Raw genomic sequence first — 18,732 nt, forward strand, 5'->3', positions numbered from 1 at the left:
CCAGAACAGGCGCTGCCTCTGCAAGGAGTCCGGCATGCGGTTGTTGTATCTGAGTATCACACAGACCACGGCCCTGATTCAGGGTCTGCTGGTACGCGAAGCAGAAGAACGGATTCTCGAATACTTTCCGGGCAGCGTAATCTACGGACCAGGGCATCCCGGCTACCAAACCGCTGATGTGCGGGAAATCCTTGAAGAGTACGGCGGGGAAAACAACTTCGACGCCATCTTCTGCGTTCTGCCCGAAAGAGAACTGGCTGGAGAGCCGCTGGGCCTGGAACTCCCCCTCAAGGCCAGCCTTCCATCCCATCTCTGGCATTTTCCTCTCCATCTGGAAAAAACAAAGCTGCCCAAAATCCTGGTTGGCGATGACTTCTGGCATCTCACGCCGCGCGAGCGAAACAGGGTTCTTCTTGCCAACAAGTTTTGTCTCTATATCAGTGCCTTTCTTTCCCCCTTCATTATTCCGGAAGCCATGCGCCACTATTTTTCCCGCGATGTATGGGAAAATATCATCTTCATGCCTGTCGCAGGCTCCGCTTCCGAAAATATCTACATCCCGGATCTGCAAAAAAAACACGATGTTCTGCTTGCAGGATACAACCTTCCGGCATTCTATCCCGTGCGCGCCCAGATGGCCCAGGCATTCCGGAAGTCAGGATTGTCCCTGTGCGAACCCCGTCATCCCGGATACAGCCACCTGAAGACTGTCTCCCCACCGAGCACCTACCTGAAAGACCTTGCCCGAAGCCGTATTTCTGCTTTCTGCACCTCACAGTTCCACTTTACCCCCCTGAAACTTTTTGAAGCCATGGCCAGTCGCACAATTGCCCTGTGCGATGCCCCTTGCGGTTATGAACATTTGGGTCTTGAGGCGGACAAACACTTTATCCTGGCTGACAGCGGCAACTGTGTGGAAAAAGCGCGACGCTGGCTTTCAGACCCGGATCTGTATGCAGAAACCACAGAAGCCGCATACAGGCTTTTCCGCTCCCGGCATACGCTGCGTATCCGCACCAAAGAGCTGGCGGAACAGATTCCGCCCATTCTCGACGGAGGACGAACACATGGCTGGATCGACCTGAGCCCCAACTTCCGTCTGGTGCGCGCTCTCTCGCGCAGTAAAAACGTGGCAAAACCCACAGCCCCCCGGGTATACAAAAAAGAGTGGTGGCAAATGGTCACAACTCTGGACAGGGAGACATGGCACTACTGGCATCAGCTTTTCCCCCTGCAATACCTGGATAGCGAAACAAGAAAAACCGTCATCCTGCCCGACGGCTGGGACCTGCGCACTGCTGCTCTTGGGCATATGGAGGCTTTCAGGGCCCAGATTCTGGCAGATATTGTGGAGCAAAAAAATCTCCGCAACCTTCTGGAAATCGGCACCGGTTCAGGTTACCACAGTATTCTCTGGGCTGAACGCCTGCACACAACTGGCGTGGTGGGGAGTGTTTTTGCAGAGGATCCGGTTCCCGGAGACCAGCTGATCATGCTCATGAGTCCGCAATACCTCCAGATGACCATGACCCGCGATCTGCTCTGGGCGGGCATTCCTGCGGCACAGAGCATCCATTTTCTGCTGCGCCGCGAAGGATGGCACGAATCCCTTCAGGGAAAAGCCCTGGATCTTCTTTTCTTCAACACATCTCCAAATATAATTAATGACTTCAAAGAATTGTCGGAAGTTATCAAGCCCGAAACAATCCTTGCCGTCAACAAATACGGCAGTGCTTATCCCGAAGTCATGCATGCCGTGCAGCACATGGCCGAAAGTCTGGGCAGGGATATTGTCCACATTGACTTTTCCCCCTGCGATTCAGGCCTTGCCCTGCTTTTTCCGCAACAAGCAGGGAAAAATCCGCAGATCCGCACATAAAGTTGCGACCGGATCACGATTGCCGATCCAGAGGAAAGAGCAAATGCCCCTGCAATTCTTCGGCATCCAGAAAAGGAGACATATCTTCCGGCGGCAGGGAGACAATACGCCCGTCTTCCCGTCTGCATGAGGCAATTTTGGGCTCAAACCCCTGCTCGGGATCCAGCAGAGCCTCCACAAGCAAAGGGCCGCGCTCCTGCAGTACCTGTGTCAGCTGATCCTGCCAGTCTTCGCCTTCTATCCGCGCATACGGCAGGCCAAAGGCAGCCGCCAGACCTTCATACTGCGGGAAGCCCAGCCCATTGTCTGGCCCGGTTCCGATCTGGCGGCGGAAAAAGCTGCGCTGTGTCTGCCGGATGGACATGTAGCCGTCATTATTATAAATAAACAGGATAATCGGCATGTCATGATACCTTACCGTGGCAAGTTCCTGCATGTTGAGCATGAAGCTCCCGTCGCCATCCAGACAGACGATGCGCCTGCCGTCAGCAGCACAGGCAGCGCCCACCGCAGCAGGCAAGGCCATGCCCATGGGACCGCTGCCAAAATTGGCAATCAGCCTCTGTGCAGGGCGCAATCCGCCCGCCTGCTGGGCTGTTACACCGGCACTGGCATTGCCCGGCACCACAATATCCCCATCATGCAAACGCGCAAAAAGCTCCTCGGCAAACCAGTACGGGTTGATACGTCCTTCCGGGGTACGGGCGCGCAGGTGTGCAGGGACTGTGGGCAACAATTTCACACGCTGACGGCAATGGTTCAGCCACCAGCTGTCTGCCACAACACCGCGCTCTGTGCAGGCACGCGCCAAGGCGCGTACAAAGGGACCGGTTTCCGCCAGAATGGTCTCATCACCAAGATACTGCGGCCTCCTGCATTCGGACGAATCGCACTCCACCACAATTTTTCGGGCATTTTTTCCCAAAGCTTTCCAGTTGTAGGTGGTCATGGTCAGATGCATGGTCACACCCAGAAAGAGCAACAGATCCGCATTCTGCATGTTGATATTGCCCGCACGCGTCCCAACATTACCCATGCCTCCCGCATGGAGCGGATGCTCTTTCCGGATAATGTCGAGCGTTCCGGCGCACAAAACGGGGCAATGCAAACTTTCCGCAAGAGAGCGAAAATCCTCCACAGCATGGGCCATGCGCAATCCCGGCCCGGCCACAAGCAGAGGGCGTTTTGCCGCAGCCAAAGCCTGTGCCGTTGCATCGGCCACAGCAGAAAGATCCTGTGCAGGCTCTGTCACAACAGGCATGGCGGGCAGCTTTTCCGGATCCACGCACATGCCCTGTACATCCACGGGAATCTCTATCCAGACAGGCCCCGGCCTGCCGGAAGTGGCTTCATGCCAGGCTCTTTCCATCTCATGCCGGACGCACTCAGGGGCATGGATCGTCACAGCGCGCTTGACAACATAACGCGCCATGGGAATGGTTTGTGCTTCCTGCTCGCCAATTTGACGCACTTCTCCCACAAGGCCGTGAGATGCGCAGGTTGTTTCTGTTTTGGACTGACCAGAAACCACAATCATGGGCACGCCGTCCGTATAGGCACCAAAAACACCTGTCAGAGCGTTGAGCGCGCCGGGGCCTGCCGTCACCAGAACAAGAGCAGGCCGTCCTGTCACATGGGCATACCCTTCCGCAGCAAGGGCACAGGCCTGCTCATGGTGGCAGCAGACAGTCCTGATACGATCTTCGGAAGCCAAGGCATCGTTGAGGTGCATGGCCATGCCCCCGGTAAAAAGAAACGCCTGGGAAAGGCCCTTGCCCGCGAGAAAATCCATGACATGGCGAGCGACTGTCAGCATATCTGCACCTCCCTCTTTCCATCCCCGGGGCAACGCGGCGGATGATTCCGGCTTTGCGCCTGCCCGGCAAGGGTGCGCTTGTTGTTTCGGGCATAACACCGGGCGTTCGGCAAGTCGGCCGCCGCCCTTCGCCACAGCTACAGGGTCAGAGGGAAAATCCGCTTGTCATCAATGCCCGCGTTGCGCAGGGTTTGTGTAATGGCATGCGTGGCGCTGCTGGCAATGATCACCGTGCTGGCATGCGGGTTTTCGGCCAGTTGCCGTGGGCTGAGAATCTCCCTGCCGCAAAACTCCTTCCCCCATTTCGCCGCATCCGAGTCGGCATAAGCGAAAACGGCAATGCCCATATCCTGCAAAGCCCGTGTGACATTTTCGCCCGCAGCTTCCGTGCCGTAGACGACAAGCCCCTTGCCTCCCTTCAGGGCTTCGGCCCGCTCCCGTAATTGCGAGGCGATATAGGCCGTGTCGCTGAACGGGATTTCCGGCAGGCCCCGTGCGCGCAGTTGCAAATTGACATACGCACGCTGGGCACGAAAAACAGCACGGGCCTCAGCCCCCCTGTCTGTTCTGTTGGCGTGCATGTTTTCGCCATGAATCCGGTAAAAACCCAGAACGTCAGACAAAATGCAGACCGGAGCGCGCGTCATGGCCAGCATGAGCAGGCATCCATCAGCATAACCACGCATTTTTTCCGGCTCAAGGAGAGGAAAAAACGGCTCCAGGCACTCTCTGGCAAAAGACAGGGCCGAACATGGGCTGTGGTTGTACATGTGCCCGTACGCAAGCAGAGCGTGACGCCTGTCCGGATCGTCTCGGATTTGGCGGTAGATGCCCTCCCCGTTGGGCGCAAGATAATGCTGTACGATCCGGCAGGATTGATGGGCTGCAACGATTTTTTCCAGCTTGTCCCCGTACCAGAAATCATCGCTGTCCAGAAAGGCAATGATGTCACCACGGGCGCGGGCAAAACCGGCGGAAAAGGCACTGGCCTGACCGCCGTTCTCTTTCAGGACAGGGAGTACGCGCCGATCGGCACGAGCATACTGGTCCATGATCTCGCGGGAAGCATCCTGCGAGCCGTCGTCCACCACAAGGCATTCGAAATCGCCCAGCGACTGCCCCAGCACGGAATCCAACGCTTGGGGGAGATACCGCGCATAGTTGAAATTGTCCACGATCACGGAAACGCGCGGTGTCATCTGTCTTGCCATATGTCGTATTCGGGCTTGATGAAACGGCGACGGATATTGATGATGCCCACAATCCTGCCGCCAATATCCTCTGCCGTGCGCAGGGCATCGGTATAGTCATCAATGGGTTTGACCGTATCCGGGCCGAAGGAATACGGCACAAGAGAGCCGCAGAAGGTTTTCCGGCTCTTCAGTTCCTCCCGCAAGCCGCGCTGCCTTTCATGGGAAAAATGGCTCTCCCTGAAATACGTGCAGCTGTCTTCCGGCAGCCAGCCAGAAAAATACTCCGCAAATTTTTCGTTGGAAAGCACATGCACCCCATACCCCATTTCCTGCACGAGCCGGACAATGCTCAAGGTATGAAAAACAAAGGCACTGTGGGTCACCAGCAGCGTCCCCCCCGGCGCAACCCTGTCACCAAGGTGACGCCGCAGGCGCGCCACAAAGTCACGGTCTCCGGCATAGACGTCATATGCCTTTTGACGCAGGCAGGGAATATCGAAGTCCGGCAGAAGCTCAAAGCCTGTTTCGAGCCTGTGCACCTTTGTCCCCCAGGCATCTGTTAGCTGCTCAAGCGAAGAGCAGGCGGCAAGACCGTCATTGCCCAGCCTGCGGAGGGCAGAAGCGGTTGTGGACACCATCACCCCCTTGCCTGTGCCGAACGCGCAGACAAACAGAAAGCCGGGATTGAGAAAACAGCTCCCGATGGTTTCCGCAAACCCGCGCGGCAGCACCAGCCCTGGTTCGGCAAGCAGGAGCCAGTCTCGCAGCGGGCAGACGGCAAGGGCGCGGCGAAGGATTTCCCCCAGGCTTGTTGTGGTGTCAATATAGTCCGAAAAAACAAGGCGGGTATTTTTTGCATCCCTGAAGGCATGTTCCACAGCGGATTTTATCCCCGCAGCGGCCACCACACAGAATCCGGATACCGCATCGCGCAGGGAACACGCACTCTGCAACGCCAGAGAAAGCTCCTGCCCGGAGCGCACCGGCAACACAGGATAAACGCCTCCGGGCCTGATGTTTTGCACAGCATCACCCACACGCAGGGCATTGTCGGGCTGATAATTGGCCGTCACCGAAGCCATGTCCGGCCCCAGTGCGGATCCACCGCCACCGGACTCCGCAGAAGCCAAAGGATCAAACAGATGAACCTTGCCCGCCTTCAGCTTGGGGGAGTCCGCTTCTGCAAGACGTTCACAAAGACTTGGGGAGGCGTCATCAATGCCGTCATTGGCGTTGCGGCTGTATGTTTTCAACGGCATGCCGCACATATCGCACCAATGAAACTGGTCGGAAAACTCACTGATATCTTTCTTCCACCAGCCAGGCTCAATGGGTTTTCCGCCGGGGCCATCAAAAAGCATGTCCAGCGTTCCCGCGATTTCACAAAAAAAAGCTCCCTTGGGAGTGATGCTGCCGCTCCAGAAATTTTGCAGCCAGCACTCGGAGCGCATGAGAGCGAATTCCTTGTCGCCGATGCCCAAATCCTTGCGACTGATCAGAATGGGCTGGTGAAAACTCGGGCTGGTATGGTCGTTGAGCCACAAATCCGTTACCACATCCTGAATCATTTCATAATGCCGGTAAAAATTTCGCGGCATGGACGTGAAAAGCAGAAAACCGCGCCCGGCATTGACCGACCCCTCAAACCACCGCTGCATTTTCGCAAAGCCCAGACAATCCCTGACCAGCGCCCGGCAACGCCCCGCATCAGCCGTTTTCAGCCGCCCTCTTTTCTGGAGCAGGTAATCGCCAAAGCGGCCATATTCGGGATGCAGCAAGGGCTCGCCGCCAATGGTGGAAATAAGCCCCTGATAGCCATCCAAAGAGTCCACGGCTCGCCTGAATGTCGCAAAGTCCATAAAATACGGCTTCTTGTGATGCCCGCAAAAGCGGGTACAGTTGGAGCACTGCCTGTGGCAGGCATTGGTGATATCTATTTCAATAATGGACATTTCGCGAATCTCGCGCATGTACCCCCTCCCGTAAACGGCTACCACGCATAGAGCAGGCTGTCCCCCCATGTCGGGGAGTAGTGATGGAACGCAAAGCGATAACCCAAGGAAAAGCTTTTCAGCAATAACGGTATCCGATACATGTCCGATGGGGAGTGATACAGAGAGATGGCGAGCCTGGGCCTGCACCGGCATATGGTTTCTTTTGCGCCCAGAAGCATGTCATACTCCGCACCCTCAATATCCGCTTTGAGAAAAGTGATATCCTTTCCGGCAAAAAAGCTGTCAATGCTCGTAAGCTGGACACGGGAAACTCTCTCCCAGGGTGGTGCATCACCGTGCAAAAGCGCACTTCCCCCTCCGGGCAGATCCCAGTTTCTGAGGCAAGCGTCACCGGACTCCCTGCCCAGCGCATATTTGACAGGCACAAGCTTTGAGCCGTCCAATGCCCACTCCACAGCAAGCCTCTTGCTTCGGGCGACAAGTGCCGCAAAAAAGCGTTCGTCAGGTTCAAAGGCATAGTATTCCCGCATATGCGCATCATGCAGCAGGAGAAATTTTTCCAGCGAGTCACCGCAGTACGCTCCGGCATCCACAACAATATCGTCAAGGCGCGGCAACTGGAAGGAAAGAGGACTTTCATAACGCAAAAATGGTGACTCAACGACCCACGCAGGAACATCGCTCATGTTTTTTCTGCTTTCCACGACTGCCGCGTATTTTTTTCGTGATGCAGCATCGGAAAACAGATCACTGACTTCTTGTATACGTTCTTTGTTTTTTTCCATGAGATAGGTATCTACGGAAAAACAGTGCGCATGAGGATTCAGCGTGAGTGCCTGCCTTTGTATGACAGAAAATGTTTCCGCAACCGGCGTTGCGACCAGCACAAGAGGTTCTTCCAGCGCCGTGATGCTCCGCACATCGCGGACAGGAATGCCGTTGAGGCATGTGCCGATTTTCTCCTGCGCCGAATCCACAAAAAATTCAGGAAAAATCCCCTCGAAGGCGAGAATTCCGCTGTAATACAGGGCGGTATTGCCCGCTCCCCACAAAATCACAGGGCATGCTTTCATTCTTCTCTCCCGGCCAGGGCATAGACCACAAGTTCGCCGTAGGACCGTGTATGCTGGCGTATGGCGATTTCATACCTGCCCGCCCTGAGGATACTCAGGGGGATTTCGTAAAAATCATTTTTCCTGTGGTACAGGGAAAAAATCAGATCGGGACGCGCTGTGCGCAAAAGATTCTGGCCTCCGCGCAAAACATCGGCCTCGACTCCTTCCACATCCGCCTTGATGACAGTAGGCTTTGGCCCCATTCGATGAAAAAGGCTGTCAAGGCTGCGCAGGGGGACTGTATTGCTTTTTTTTTCATCCACAAAGCAGAGATTTGAACCCTGCCCCTCCTCGGAGATGTGCGCCATGCCGTCTTCAGCAGACACGGCAAAAAACAGCGGGATAACATTGGGATTTCCGCTCGTCTTTTTTTGCAGTTCCAGAAAGCTGCCCAAATCTGGTTCAACAGCGTAATATGTATATGCATTCTGTTTCCCGCAGTCCGTATGAGCGCAATAGGCTTCCCAGGTGTCGCCGAAGCTGGCCCCCAGGTCACAAAAGACCTCGTAACGAACGCGGCGCAAAAAATCTTTGTCAAAGTACGGGTGCGGCGTATACACGCTCCGTATGTACTCAAGGTCAAGGGTAAACTGGAAGGCCAGAAAATTTTTGAGAACACTTTTTGACCTGTCGTCCAGAACCGCGATCATTTCTTCCAGAGCGGCATTGCGCTCATACTCTTCCATGCGCAGCCCTATGGGCGCAACCGGCGAGGAAGCCGCGGGCAGTTCCGTGGGCAGGGCTGTTTCCACCGCAAAGCGCCGGCACAGCGCATGCATTTCTCCGGCATAGGCCGAGGTGAGTATCACCAGGGCGTTTTTTGCTTCTTCCAGTGCGGCAACAGGGCGCGCCGGAATATTTCTGTAGCTGGAACCCACAACTGCGGGATTGGCGTCAACGCAGAACCGGGGAGTCACTCCTTCTTTCAGGAGCATGTCCATCGTGCCCCGCCCGTAATGCCCCGCCCCGAAAACAATGATTTGGCGATCCCTGACATCGTCCCATGAAGAAAACCGCCCCCCGGAAAAAGGGAAACGCGTTTTCCTGAGCCTGTCCAGTTCGCCGGGAGAAAAAAGGCCTGCCAGACTGTTCATGCGTCTTCCTCCCCAGGGCGCGCGAAAAAGGCATGATTTTTCTCCGTGTGCATCACACCTCCCTGCGCGAAGCCGATCTCCCGCAGATTGCATATGGTTCTGACGTGCGGGAAATGCGCCCGCACAAAGCCCGCGATGGCGTCGAACTGATCCACGGCCGACACGATGACCGTGTCGCACTGTTTCTTCCCGATTTCCTCCGGACTGAAAACGGTTCTGCCGTTTTTGGTTTTTCCCCACAGTCCGGGGTCTTTGTCCACCTGTATCCAGGGCATTTCCTCCAGAGCCGGGGAAACAGCGGCAAAAAGCATCAAAAAGGCCCCGGCTCCCCAGAAGACCGCCCCTGAACCATGCAGCAGAGAACGCAAGGTGAGATCGATATGCTCCGCATACGCTTTCAGGGCAACAAAGGTATGTGATTCGCCGCACTGTACGCACAAGGTCTTGCAGTGCTTGGCCAGATTGACGGGATACACGTTGACGGCGTTTTCGTGCAGGCAATGCCCGCAGACAAAAGAAACGGTATAGTATGCAGAATTGTCCGCCGCCCGCATGACCAGAGAAGTCTCCCTCTGCGCCCAGTCCAGCAGCAGGGCCTTTTTTTCTTCAACAAGCCGCCCGGCAACGAAAATGTCATATTCCTCGTCGGAAAGCTGGGACATGTTCACAAGCGGGCACCCCTTGCGGATGAAGTCCAGAGTATCCGGGATGCGCCCTGACCGCACCGCAGCAGCAAAAAGTGCAGAACCGGGATAACAGCGGATCATGGCGTATTCCATGAAAATTACCTTGTCCTGTATGGATTTGGCGAAGGAAAACGTATTTTCTATGGTTGTCCTGTTTTCCGCGACATCCCCGAAGATAAACTGTCCGGTGCAAAGGATTCCGGCATCGTATGTCCGCTGGACAGTGTCACGGATATCCCTGACCGTGATTTTTTTCTTCATGCTGGCAAGAACGCTGTCGTCCCCGCTTTCAAATCCATAAAAAATGCGTATACACCCGCTGTTTTTCATTTTTCTCAAAACATCGGACGTCATGTGCTTTCCGACACGCAGGTATACCAGCCACTGGATATGAAACCTTTCTATCCTCTCGCAGAATTCATACAATCTGTTCGCATTGAAAGCAAACAGCTCATCATCCAGAAAAAGGCGATTGACATTTTTTTCGCGTACCAGAAGCTCAAGCTCCGCGAAAATATTGTCCAGAGAACGCTGCCTGTATGTCTGCCCCCCGGATTTCGAGCAATATGTGCAGGAAAAAGGGCAACTGCGGCTTGTCACCAGGGGCGCCGAAACAATCCTCTGGTTATCCGGGGAAGAATGCTGCTCTGCCTGTTGAAAAAATTTGAAGCCATCCCAGTCCGGAAAAGGCAGGGAGTCGAGATCCCGTATGGGTTTGCGCGCCTTGCTGAACACGAGCTTCTCCACGCCCGCGTCTTTTGTTCTGTACACAAGCCCGTCCACATCCGCGAGAGAACGCCCCTCCTCCAGCGCTCTGACCATTTCATAGGCAGTGATTTCCCCTTCCCCGATCACACCAATATCGGCGCACGGGATGCCCCGCATGGCTTCGTCGGGACTGTAGGTCACAAGCCCTCCACCCATGAAGACAATGATTTCAGGGTGAACAGACTTGATGTACTCCAGCATCTCCTTCATCTGGGCAAAGCGGGTAACAAGATCCCCGATGCCCACCAGATGAATGTTGTTATGCCGGATGCAGTCACTGACTATCTGCCTTTCGTCACCATGTTCGGCATTGAGGTTCAGGGTGAAAACATGGCAACCGCGGCTTTTCAGGTAGGCCGATACGTAGGCCGGACCAATGGGAGGCACTGACCAGTCAAACAACTGGTATGAGTCTCGCAAAAGGATCAGCAGGATATTGAGTGGAGCAGTGCTGTTGCGCTGGCAATCCAGCGCATGATCTGAAAAGGCAGGCATGAATGAGTGTTCTCGGGCGTGCATGCGGGACTCACAGATGTGCCCGCAGCTTTCTGGCCACATGTTCTTCTTCGGGAAGGATGCGCTTGATACCGTCCCCTTGGGCGCGCTCAAGGATGCGCACATAGCGGCACAATTGCAGGAGGCCCGCGCCTTCGACACTGGCAGCCTGGTCGGAGCCGTACATGGAGCGATCCAGAGTGATGTGACGCTCCAGTGAAGTAATGCCCAACATTACAGCACCCACGGAAACTGCCAGGCCGGTCTCGTGCCCGCTGTACCCCACGTTGCATTGAAATGCTTCGCGCAGGCTTTCAATGCAGCGCAGGTTGGCATTCTCCACAGCCATAGGGTATGTGCCCACACAGTGCATAAGCTCGAAAGAGCACCCGGCTTGCCGGAAAATGCGCACAGCACGGGCAATGTCGTCCATGGTGGACATGGCTGTGGAAATGAAGGTGTGCTTGCCCCGCGCGGCCACGGCATGAAGAAAATCTTCGCAGACAATCATGGCAGAGGGCACTTTGTTGTACGGACAATCATACCTGTCAAGAAAGGCCAGACTTTCCATATCCCAAGCCGAAGCGAACCAGGGAATTTCTTTTTCCCTGCAATACGCATCAATCATGTCGTACTCGTCCCTGCCGAACTCCAGCCCCCTTTTTTGCTCACCCTGTGTCTTCCCCCAAGGGCTTTCACGCGGAGAATCCAGAAATTCCCTGCTGTAGACGCGCTCAATGGTTCGCTTTTGGAATTTGACAGCGTCACATCCGCACGACTTCGCCATCTGAACAAGCTGCTTTGCAATGCCGACATCGCCATTATGATTGATACCGATTTCCGCAATAATAAACACCCTCATACTCCCCCCCTGCGGCCTTCCAGCCGCGCCAGAGTTTCCTCCCGGCCCAGAAAAACCACGATTTCGCAACCCACTCCATACTCCGCCAGCGTACTGGCGCATGCGCGGGCACGTTTCCACATTACATCACTGCTTTTTGCAAACCTTCAACAAGGCGTTGGGCCCATGCAGATGCGCTGGTTACGTTGCCGGGATTGAGCATTGCCAAAAGCTTGAAAGAATGTTCGCCTTTTCCGTAAGGAGCTTTTGTTTTGCAATGACTTGTTGCCTTCGCAAGCGCATCATGGACTTGCTGTTTGCTGATACCCTCGATAGCGCGGTCAGGTGCGGGCAATGCGCTGGCCTTGAACCTCTGACCAAAAAATTTTTCCAAAGCCTGCCTGTCTGCGAGAAACCAGCTTTCCATACAGACCACCATGAGATGACACTGCTCATGAGTGGCGCCCTCTGGCTGTGACCAGCGATCTTCCGTCCGGGCAGCCAGATGCAGCCAGGGCTTTTGCGTATTTTCGGCATCCACCGAGTCTTCACTGTCCACAAGCAGGAAAGCACGCTCTCCCGCAAAAAGCCGCCGAAAGGCCGCAGATGCCAAAAAACAGGCCGAAAAACCGTCCGTGCCTTGCCGAACGCACGGGGGAATTTTTCCCTGAATCAGGCAGCGCCGCGCACTGTCATATTGTTGACGATGAAGAGCAGAAAGTCTAGAGATTTTTATAAAACTGCCGCACAATACATTCACAAACCCTGCAAACCGTATTGTTGCGAACTTTTGTCGGAAAAAACGGGGTATTGTATCGGGCCTTTCAGCAAAAACTGGAGATATGCCGGGACATCCTGGGGCGGTTTCGGAAATCACCCCTTTGAAGATCCCAGCCGTTTGATTCCGCCATCCGCTGTCAACAAAGTCATCTGGTGAATAGCTATGGCGTTCAGGCGGGCGAGACGCTCTCCTTGGGGAATGCCTTCTTTGATGAACAGGGCATTAAGGTTTTCCAGGTTGGAGAGGCAGACGAGTTGCGCCGCTGTGGCGTAGTCGCGAATATTGCCGTCTTTGTCCGTGTTGTCCCGCCGCCATTCGGCGGCAGTCATGCCAAACAGGGCGACATTCAAAAGATCCGCTTCCGAGGCATATACCATAGTGGCGTGGGCAGGCGTAACGGTTTCCGGAACAAGATGTTCCCTGATGGCATCCGTATGGATGCGGTAGTTGATTTTTACAAGGTTGCGCTTGATATCCCAGCCAAGCTGGCGTTGTTCTTCGTCCTTGAGACGTTGAAACTCCTTGATAAGGTAAAGCTTGAACTCCACGCTTATCCAGGACGCAAACTCGAAGGCAATATCCTTGTGAGCATACGTCCCGCCATAGCGCCCTTTTTTGGAAGTAATCCCCACAGCGTCAGTTTTTTCAATCCACAATTTGGGCGTGAGGGCAAAGCTGTTCAACCCGGCTTGATTTCTAAATCCATCGAATTCGATGGATTTGAAGCCGGGGTTGTTCAACTGCTCCCAAAGCCCAAGAAATTCTATGGTATTCCGGTTTCGCATCCAGTTCTGGATGATATAGTCAACCCGTTCCGCGTCCCGATAACGGGCCATGTCTGTCAGGCTGATGTAATCCTCATCCTTGCGGGAATAATAAGAAACCGTGGTGTCCAAAACAGTAAGTTTTGTCATGTGAGGCATCCTTTGCAGCCGATGCTGAAAAAACGGCAAAAGGTTCATGCAGCGGCAGTGTGGTTTCCTCTATACTCCCCCCTGCGGCCTTTCCAGCCGCGCCAGAGTTTCCTCCCGGCCCAGAAAAGCCATGATCTCGTTCAGGTGCGATCCGCCCATATAGCCCATGAGGGCCGTGCGCACGGGCGGAGCGACCTCCTTGAACTTCAGGCCGTTGTCCGCCACATAGGCATTGAGGGCGGCCTCGATGTTTTCCGCCGCAAAGGGCGCGCACGCCCCGAAAATACCGGCCAGGGCGCGCAGATGGGCCTTGCCCGCCCCGGTGAAATGCTTGTCCGCATCCTTTTGGCGGTAGTCGAGCTCTGCGGCGGGCACAAGCAGCGGGCGAAAGCTTTCGGCCATGTCCCGCAGGTTGTCGGCCCGTTCACGAAACATGCGGCACAGTGCCTCCAGCCTCTGCGGCGCAGGCGTACCGAGACCCGCTTCTTCCACAAAGGGGGCAACCATCTCCGCCAGAAGGGGCAGAGGCGTTTCGCGCATGAAATGGGCGTTGCACCACTGGAGCTTGGCGGGGTCAAAGGCCGCTGCCGCCGGATTGAGGCTTGTGCCGTCAAAATAGCGCACCAGCTCCTCCTGGCTGAACAGCTCCTGATTGCCGTGCGACCAGCCCAGCCGCACCAGATAATTGACCAGAGCCTGCGGCAGCAAACCGTCCTGCCGGTACTCGATGACCGCCCGCGCCCCGTGCCGTTTGGACAATTTCTGACGATCCGGCCCGAGAATCATGGGCACATGCCCAAAACGCGGCACAGGCAGCCCCAGGGCCTCGTACAGCAAAATCTGCCGCGGCGTGTTGGAAATATGGTCATCGCCCCGCAGCACATGGGTGACGCCCATTTCGTGGTCGTCCACCACCACGGCCATATTGTAGGTGGGCATGCCGTCGGCGCGCCTGACGACCATATCGTCCAGTTCCGCCACGTCCACGGCGATTTTGCCCTTGACCATATCGTCAAAAAGCACCTTGCCCGAAGCCGGAAGCCGGAGGCGCACGCAACGGCCTTCGGCAGGGCCGAGGCCGCGCTCGCGGCAGCGTCCGTCATAGCGCGGCTTGAGTCCTTTTTGCCGGGCCTCCTCGCGCATGGCCTCCACCTCTTCCGGCGTGCAGGAGCACCAGTAGGCATGGCCCGACTGCAACAGCCTGTCCACATACCTGTTGTACAGATCGGTGCGCTGCGTCTGGTAGACCGGCTCGCCGTCCCAGTCCAGACCGAGCCAGCGCATGGAGGCCAGAATGGAGTCCGTATACTCCTGCCGCGAGCGCAAAAGATCCGTATCCTCGATGCGCAGGTAAAAACGGCCGCCAGAGTGGCGGGCCAGAAGCCAGCAGAAAATGGCGGTGCGTGCCCCGCCAATATGCAGATGCCCCGTGGGACTGGGCGCAAAGCGCGTGACAACAGCGGTCATGAATGATCCTTGTTTGTATGGGGCCGTCCGAAAAAAAGACCGGAGGCTACTCCCCCGTGTCCGGGGCAGTGCCCTTTTCTTCCGTCCGGGAAACAATGGGGCAGAATTTCTTGAGAGTCCGCACAAGTTCCGGCATGTCCACGGGCTTGGTCAGATGCCCGTTCATGCCCGCTTCAAGGCTGCGTTCGGAATCCCCGCGCATGGCATAGGCCGTCATGGCCACAATGGGCACGGTTTCCGCCCCGCTCAGTCCGCTGGCGCGGATCTTGCGGGCCGCGGTGTGACCGTCCATGACGGGCATCTGCACGTCCATGAGCACCAGATCAATCTCCTCCCGGCGTTGCAGCCAGGTGTCCAGGGCCTCCTGCCCGTTGACCACCGGGATGCAGTGTATGCCCATGCCGTCCAGCAGAACTTCCATGATCTCGCGGTTGATGTCGCCGTCTTCGGCCAAAAGGACGCGCATGCCCCGCAGGCAGTCGCAGTCTTCCTGCTCCTCTTCGCTCTCGTCGCCCGGCGCATCTTCGCCCACGCCGAAAGGCAACTCCACCTGAAAAACGCTGCCCTTGCCCGGCTCGCTCCGCACGCTGATCTGGCCGTCCATCAGTTCCGCCAGACGCCGGCAGAGGGCAAGCCCCAGGCCCGTGCCGCCGAAACGGCGGGTAATGGAGGACTCTGCCTGAGAAAAAGGCTCGAAAATCCGGGTGATCTGCTCTTCGGTCATGCCGATGCCCTCATCGCTGACCTCGCAGAGCAGGCGCACGGTATGGCCATCGCCGCGCAAAAGGCGCAGGGCAATGCGCACAGTGCCGTGCGCGGAAAACTTTATGGCATTGCCGCCCAGATTGACCAGTATCTGTCGCAGGCGCAGGGCATCGCCCGTCAGCACAGGGGGAATGTCCGCGTCCACCGAGCTTTCGATGCGGATTTTCTTTTCCCAGGCCTTGGGCTGCAAAAGCACGAGCACGGCCTCAAGTTCCTTTTCCGGCTGGAACGGCAGATTCTCCAGATCCATGCGGTTGGCTTCTATCTTGGAGAAGTCCAGAAGGTCGTTGATGATGCCCAGCAGCGATTCGCAACTGATGTAGATTTTCTGCACATAATCGCGCTGCTGCGCCGTGAGTTCGGTGTTCAGCGTCAGGCGGGCCATGCCCATGATGCCGTTCATGGGCGTGCGTATCTCGTGGCTCATGTTGGCCAAAAAAATGCTCTTGGCCATGTTGGCCGACTCGGCGTTTTCCTTGGCCTCGCGCAGCGTCTGCTCACGCAGATGGCTTTCGGTCACGTCATTCACATAGCCCATAACCCGGCGGCCGGTTGGCCCTTCCAGAATTTCGACCACAAACATGAGCCAGCACAGCCCCTTGCGGGGGTGGCTGATGCGCAGTTCCAGGGGGTCGCGCCGCCCGGGAATCCACTGTGCGGGATCGCACAATCCGCGCCACCGGGGCACATCGTCCCGCAAAAACCGGCTCTCCACAACGCGCAGCCTTTCCACGCCGCCGCCCTTGCCGCTCATGCCCATCTGTTCATAAAAGGCCGCATTGCCCGTGAGGCGGCAACCGTCGCCGTCAGCCTCCAGGCTGAACACGCCCAAGCGGCCCAGGCGGCAGGCCAGAGCAAGAAGGGTGCGCCCTTCGTCGTGCAGATGGCGCGGCTCGCACGCGCCGACCATGCTCTGGAGGTATCCCGTGATGCACAGCACGGCATCGCCGTCGCCAGACAGCCGCCGCCCGCCCAGGCGAAAGATTTTCTTTCCCCACCGGGGATGATTGTAGGGATAGCAGGCTTCGTGCACATCGGTGTCTGACCGGAACCCCTGAAAAAGTTTCCGCAACGGCAGCAGGTGCTGTGCGTCCACATGGCTTACCCAGGCTTTCAGGAACTCTCTGGCGGAAAGTTCACCTTCAATGCCCACCATGCGCTGCGCCACCGGGGTAACGTACAGACCCATGCGGCCGGTGCGCTCGTCCATTTCCAGCGACCACAGGCCCACGCTTGCCGCATCCGCGGCCCTGCTCACCCAACTGCCGTCCTGAACAGCTATCGGCCTTTTCATAACCAGTCTCCCTTCACACCAACAGGCTATCCCTTTTCTTCTCACAAAACAATAGCTTGCAGGACAACCGCTGCGGCGCGGCACTTTTGCCGTATTTTTTGCAAAACCGGGCAGTTGCCGAAAGAAAAACGGGAACTTGCGCGGAATGTTGCAAGATGGTACGCGAGCATGAACGTATCCTTGTCCGACAACCAGGCCTTTCGGAAGGCCGCAAGCACCAGCGGGAATGCCATGTCTTCCACAGTTGTCATCAAATACGGCGGTCACGCCATGGAAAATGCCGAACTTGGCGCGGCCTTCGGCTCCGACCTGTCCCGGCTGGCCGGAGGGGGCACGGACTTTGTGGTGGTGCACGGCGGCGGCCCGCAGATCTCGGCCCTGCTCCGGCGGCTGGACATACCCAGCCGCTTTGCGGACGGCCTGCGCGTGACCGACGAAGCCGCCATGGAGGCGGTGGAAATGGTTCTCTGCGGTCAGGTCAACAAGGCCGTGGTCAGCGCCCTTGCCCGCAGGGGCGTGAAGGCGGCGGGCATCTCCGGGCGGGATGGCAGCCTGTTGCAGGCCGTGATCCGCAATCCCGATCTGGGACTGGTGGGCGACGTGCAGCAGGTCAACCCGGCCCTGATCCACTGCCTGCTGGGCGGAGGCTTTGTGCCCGTGGTGGCGCCGGTGGCCACCGGCCCCGCGGGACAGGCCCTGAACATCAATGCCGATACGGCGGCCGGCATGCTCGCCGGTGCGCTGAAGGCCGATTATTTTGTCCTCATTTCAGACGTGCCCGGCGTGCTGGACGCACACGGCGAACTCCTTCCGGTTCTCACCGGAAAGGACTGCGACCGCCTGCGGCACGAAGGGGTGATCTCCGGCGGCATGATCCCCAAGGTGGAATCCTGCCTCAACGCCCTGGCCCACGGCTGTCAGCGGGCGCTCATTCTTGACGGGCGCGCGCCCTCAAGCCTTGCCCGCTATCTGCAGGATGGCGAAGCCCTGGGCACGGCGGTGATTCCGCACGACTGAGGGCGGCGTTTCTCTACCTCTCCTGGCGCTCCTGACGCCCCCGGCGCACCCACCAGTCCGGATCAACCTGGCCATACCACCAGCGGCTGGAGTCCGTGCGCAGCACGGTTTCGGCCACCTGCCGGGCAAGGGGCGTTTGCAGCCGGGCCACCGCGCTTTCCAGCCAGCGGGCGGCAAAGGCATTGCCCCTCTCCAGTTCCACCTTGAGGTTGCAGATGAGGTCAAGCTGGTCCGCATCATGGGCCAGTTGGGCTTCCGGGCTGCCCGCTGCCGACAGTTCTTCCCACAGGGGCAGGATGTCCCCTTCAAGGCCGGTGCCCCGTACGCAGTCTTCCAGCGCGGCTCTGGCGTCCAGTGAACCGTAGCGGTGGTTGACGTAGTTGAGGTCGCCTGTGCGGGCCTCGTGCAGGTCATGGAACAGGCACAAAAACGTGACCCGCGCCGGGTCCAGCCCGCCGAGCCGGGCCAGCGCGTAGCCCATGACCGCAACCCGGTAGGAATGCTCGGCCACGCTCTCTTTTCCCGAACCCAGAAAGGCATAGCCCGAACGCGGCGTGTGGCGCAGCATGCCCACCTCGTGAAAAAAATCCGTGAGGCGCTCCGCCTGCGGCGCGTCCAACGGCGTCTGCCCTGCTCCGTCCTTCTTCATGCT

General features: G+C 57.2%; 15 protein-coding genes. 2 read left to right on the plus strand and 13 right to left on the minus strand.

The window, feature by feature from the left end; genetic code table 11:
* Window positions 1-34: 34 nt before the first annotated feature.
* Window positions 35-1,879: a glycosyltransferase gene (locus tag EII23_RS05315; protein WP_124792349.1), complete on the plus strand. Its 1,845-nt coding sequence runs from the start codon at window positions 35-37 to the stop codon at window positions 1,877-1,879.
* Between the two features lie 13 nt (window positions 1,880-1,892).
* On the opposite strand, the gene EII23_RS05320 is transcribed toward EII23_RS05315, so the two are convergent.
* From EII23_RS05320 to EII23_RS05370, 12 genes are all read right to left on the minus strand, one after another.
* Window positions 1,893-3,695: a thiamine pyrophosphate-binding protein gene (locus EII23_RS05320; protein ID WP_124792350.1), complete on the minus strand. Its 1,803-nt coding sequence runs from the start codon at window positions 3,693-3,695 to the stop codon at window positions 1,893-1,895.
* Between the two features lie 137 nt (window positions 3,696-3,832).
* Window positions 3,833-4,906, minus strand: coding sequence for a glycosyltransferase family 2 protein (locus tag EII23_RS05325; protein ID WP_124792351.1), 1,074 nt, complete (start codon window positions 4,904-4,906; stop codon window positions 3,833-3,835).
* Window positions 4,891-6,858, minus strand: a complete 1,968-nt coding sequence (locus EII23_RS05330; protein ID WP_124792352.1) for a hypothetical protein — start codon at window positions 6,856-6,858, stop codon at window positions 4,891-4,893. The genes EII23_RS05325 and EII23_RS05330 overlap by 16 nt, the downstream gene beginning before the upstream one ends.
* Window positions 6,859-6,878: 20 nt before the next feature.
* On the minus strand, window positions 6,879-7,916 hold the full coding sequence (locus tag EII23_RS05335; RefSeq protein ID WP_124792353.1) for an FkbM family methyltransferase: 1,038 nt from the start codon (window positions 7,914-7,916) through the stop codon (window positions 6,879-6,881).
* On the minus strand, window positions 7,913-9,052 hold the full coding sequence (locus EII23_RS05340; protein ID WP_185702307.1) for an FkbM family methyltransferase: 1,140 nt from the start codon (window positions 9,050-9,052) through the stop codon (window positions 7,913-7,915). The genes EII23_RS05335 and EII23_RS05340 overlap by 4 nt, the downstream gene beginning before the upstream one ends.
* Window positions 9,049-11,001 (minus strand): B12-binding domain-containing radical SAM protein, encoded by a 1,953-nt coding sequence (locus tag EII23_RS05345; RefSeq protein WP_185702308.1) that lies wholly within the window; start codon window positions 10,999-11,001, stop codon window positions 9,049-9,051. Before EII23_RS05345 ends, EII23_RS05340 begins: the two co-directional genes overlap by 4 nt.
* Window positions 11,002-11,032: 31 nt before the next feature.
* Window positions 11,033-11,863, minus strand: a complete 831-nt coding sequence (locus EII23_RS05350; RefSeq protein WP_124792356.1) for an N-acetylneuraminate synthase family protein — start codon at window positions 11,861-11,863, stop codon at window positions 11,033-11,035.
* Window positions 11,860-11,985, minus strand: a complete 126-nt coding sequence (locus EII23_RS13385; protein WP_260424609.1) for a hypothetical protein — start codon at window positions 11,983-11,985, stop codon at window positions 11,860-11,862. Before EII23_RS13385 ends, EII23_RS05350 begins: the two co-directional genes overlap by 4 nt.
* On the minus strand, window positions 11,985-12,719 hold the full coding sequence (locus EII23_RS05355) for a DUF4276 family protein (protein WP_221620364.1): 735 nt from the start codon (window positions 12,717-12,719) through the stop codon (window positions 11,985-11,987). Before EII23_RS05355 ends, EII23_RS13385 begins: the two co-directional genes overlap by 1 nt.
* Window positions 12,716-13,537 carry a KilA-N domain-containing protein gene (locus tag EII23_RS05360; RefSeq protein WP_124792357.1) on the minus strand — a complete coding sequence of 274 codons (822 nt, stop codon included), beginning with the start codon at window positions 13,535-13,537 and terminating at the stop codon, window positions 12,716-12,718. Before EII23_RS05360 ends, EII23_RS05355 begins: the two co-directional genes overlap by 4 nt.
* Window positions 13,538-13,606: 69 nt before the next feature.
* Entirely contained in the window at window positions 13,607-15,004 is a 1,398-nt protein-coding gene (gene gltX, locus EII23_RS05365) for a glutamate--tRNA ligase (RefSeq protein WP_124792358.1), read from the minus strand.
* Between the two features lie 46 nt (window positions 15,005-15,050).
* On the minus strand, window positions 15,051-17,063 hold the full coding sequence (locus tag EII23_RS05370) for an ATP-binding protein (RefSeq protein ID WP_124792359.1): 2,013 nt from the start codon (window positions 17,061-17,063) through the stop codon (window positions 15,051-15,053).
* Between the two features lie 168 nt (window positions 17,064-17,231).
* Here EII23_RS05370 and argB point away from each other — a divergent pair, with 168 nt between their 5' ends.
* A complete protein-coding gene (gene argB, locus EII23_RS05375; RefSeq protein ID WP_185702309.1) occupies window positions 17,232-18,080 on the plus strand; it encodes an acetylglutamate kinase in 849 nt (282 codons plus the stop codon).
* Window positions 18,081-18,093: 13 nt separating this feature from the next.
* Here argB and EII23_RS05380 read toward each other — a convergent pair whose 3' ends face one another.
* Entirely contained in the window at window positions 18,094-18,729 is a 636-nt protein-coding gene (locus EII23_RS05380) for an HD domain-containing protein (protein ID WP_185702310.1), read from the minus strand.
* Between the last annotated feature and the right edge of the window lie 3 nt (window positions 18,730-18,732).

This window comes from Desulfovibrio sp. OH1186_COT-070 (assembly GCF_003860215.1).
In the GTDB taxonomy this organism is placed as follows: domain Bacteria; phylum Desulfobacterota; class Desulfovibrionia; order Desulfovibrionales; family Desulfovibrionaceae; genus Desulfovibrio.

What these genes read in the sequence shown, in the direction of transcription:
- EII23_RS05315 (WP_124792349.1), top strand. Translation starts at nt 35, where the DNA reads ATGCGGTTGTTGTATCTGAGTATCACACAGACCACGGCCCTGATTCAG.
- EII23_RS05320 (WP_124792350.1), bottom strand. Translation starts at nt 3,695, where the DNA reads ATGCTGACAGTCGCTCGCCATGTCATGGATTTTCTCGCGGGCAAGGGC.
- EII23_RS05325 (WP_124792351.1), bottom strand. Translation starts at nt 4,906, where the DNA reads ATGGCAAGACAGATGACACCGCGCGTTTCCGTGATCGTGGACAATTTC.
- EII23_RS05330 (WP_124792352.1), bottom strand. Translation starts at nt 6,858, where the DNA reads ATGCGCGAGATTCGCGAAATGTCCATTATTGAAATAGATATCACCAAT.
- EII23_RS05335 (WP_124792353.1), bottom strand. Translation starts at nt 7,916, where the DNA reads ATGAAAGCATGCCCTGTGATTTTGTGGGGAGCGGGCAATACCGCCCTG.
- EII23_RS05340 (WP_185702307.1), bottom strand. Translation starts at nt 9,052, where the DNA reads ATGAACAGTCTGGCAGGCCTTTTTTCTCCCGGCGAACTGGACAGGCTC.
- EII23_RS05345 (WP_185702308.1), bottom strand. Translation starts at nt 11,001, where the DNA reads ATGCCTGCCTTTTCAGATCATGCGCTGGATTGCCAGCGCAACAGCACT.
- EII23_RS05350 (WP_124792356.1), bottom strand. Translation starts at nt 11,863, where the DNA reads ATGAGGGTGTTTATTATTGCGGAAATCGGTATCAATCATAATGGCGAT.
- EII23_RS13385 (WP_260424609.1), bottom strand. Translation starts at nt 11,985, where the DNA reads ATGTGGAAACGTGCCCGCGCATGCGCCAGTACGCTGGCGGAGTATGGA.
- EII23_RS05360 (WP_124792357.1), bottom strand. Translation starts at nt 13,537, where the DNA reads ATGACAAAACTTACTGTTTTGGACACCACGGTTTCTTATTATTCCCGC.
- gltX (WP_124792358.1), bottom strand. Translation starts at nt 15,004, where the DNA reads ATGACCGCTGTTGTCACGCGCTTTGCGCCCAGTCCCACGGGGCATCTG.
- EII23_RS05370 (WP_124792359.1), bottom strand. Translation starts at nt 17,063, where the DNA reads ATGAAAAGGCCGATAGCTGTTCAGGACGGCAGTTGGGTGAGCAGGGCC.
- argB (WP_185702309.1), top strand. Translation starts at nt 17,232, where the DNA reads ATGAACGTATCCTTGTCCGACAACCAGGCCTTTCGGAAGGCCGCAAGC.
- EII23_RS05380 (WP_185702310.1), bottom strand. Translation starts at nt 18,729, where the DNA reads ATGAAGAAGGACGGAGCAGGGCAGACGCCGTTGGACGCGCCGCAGGCG.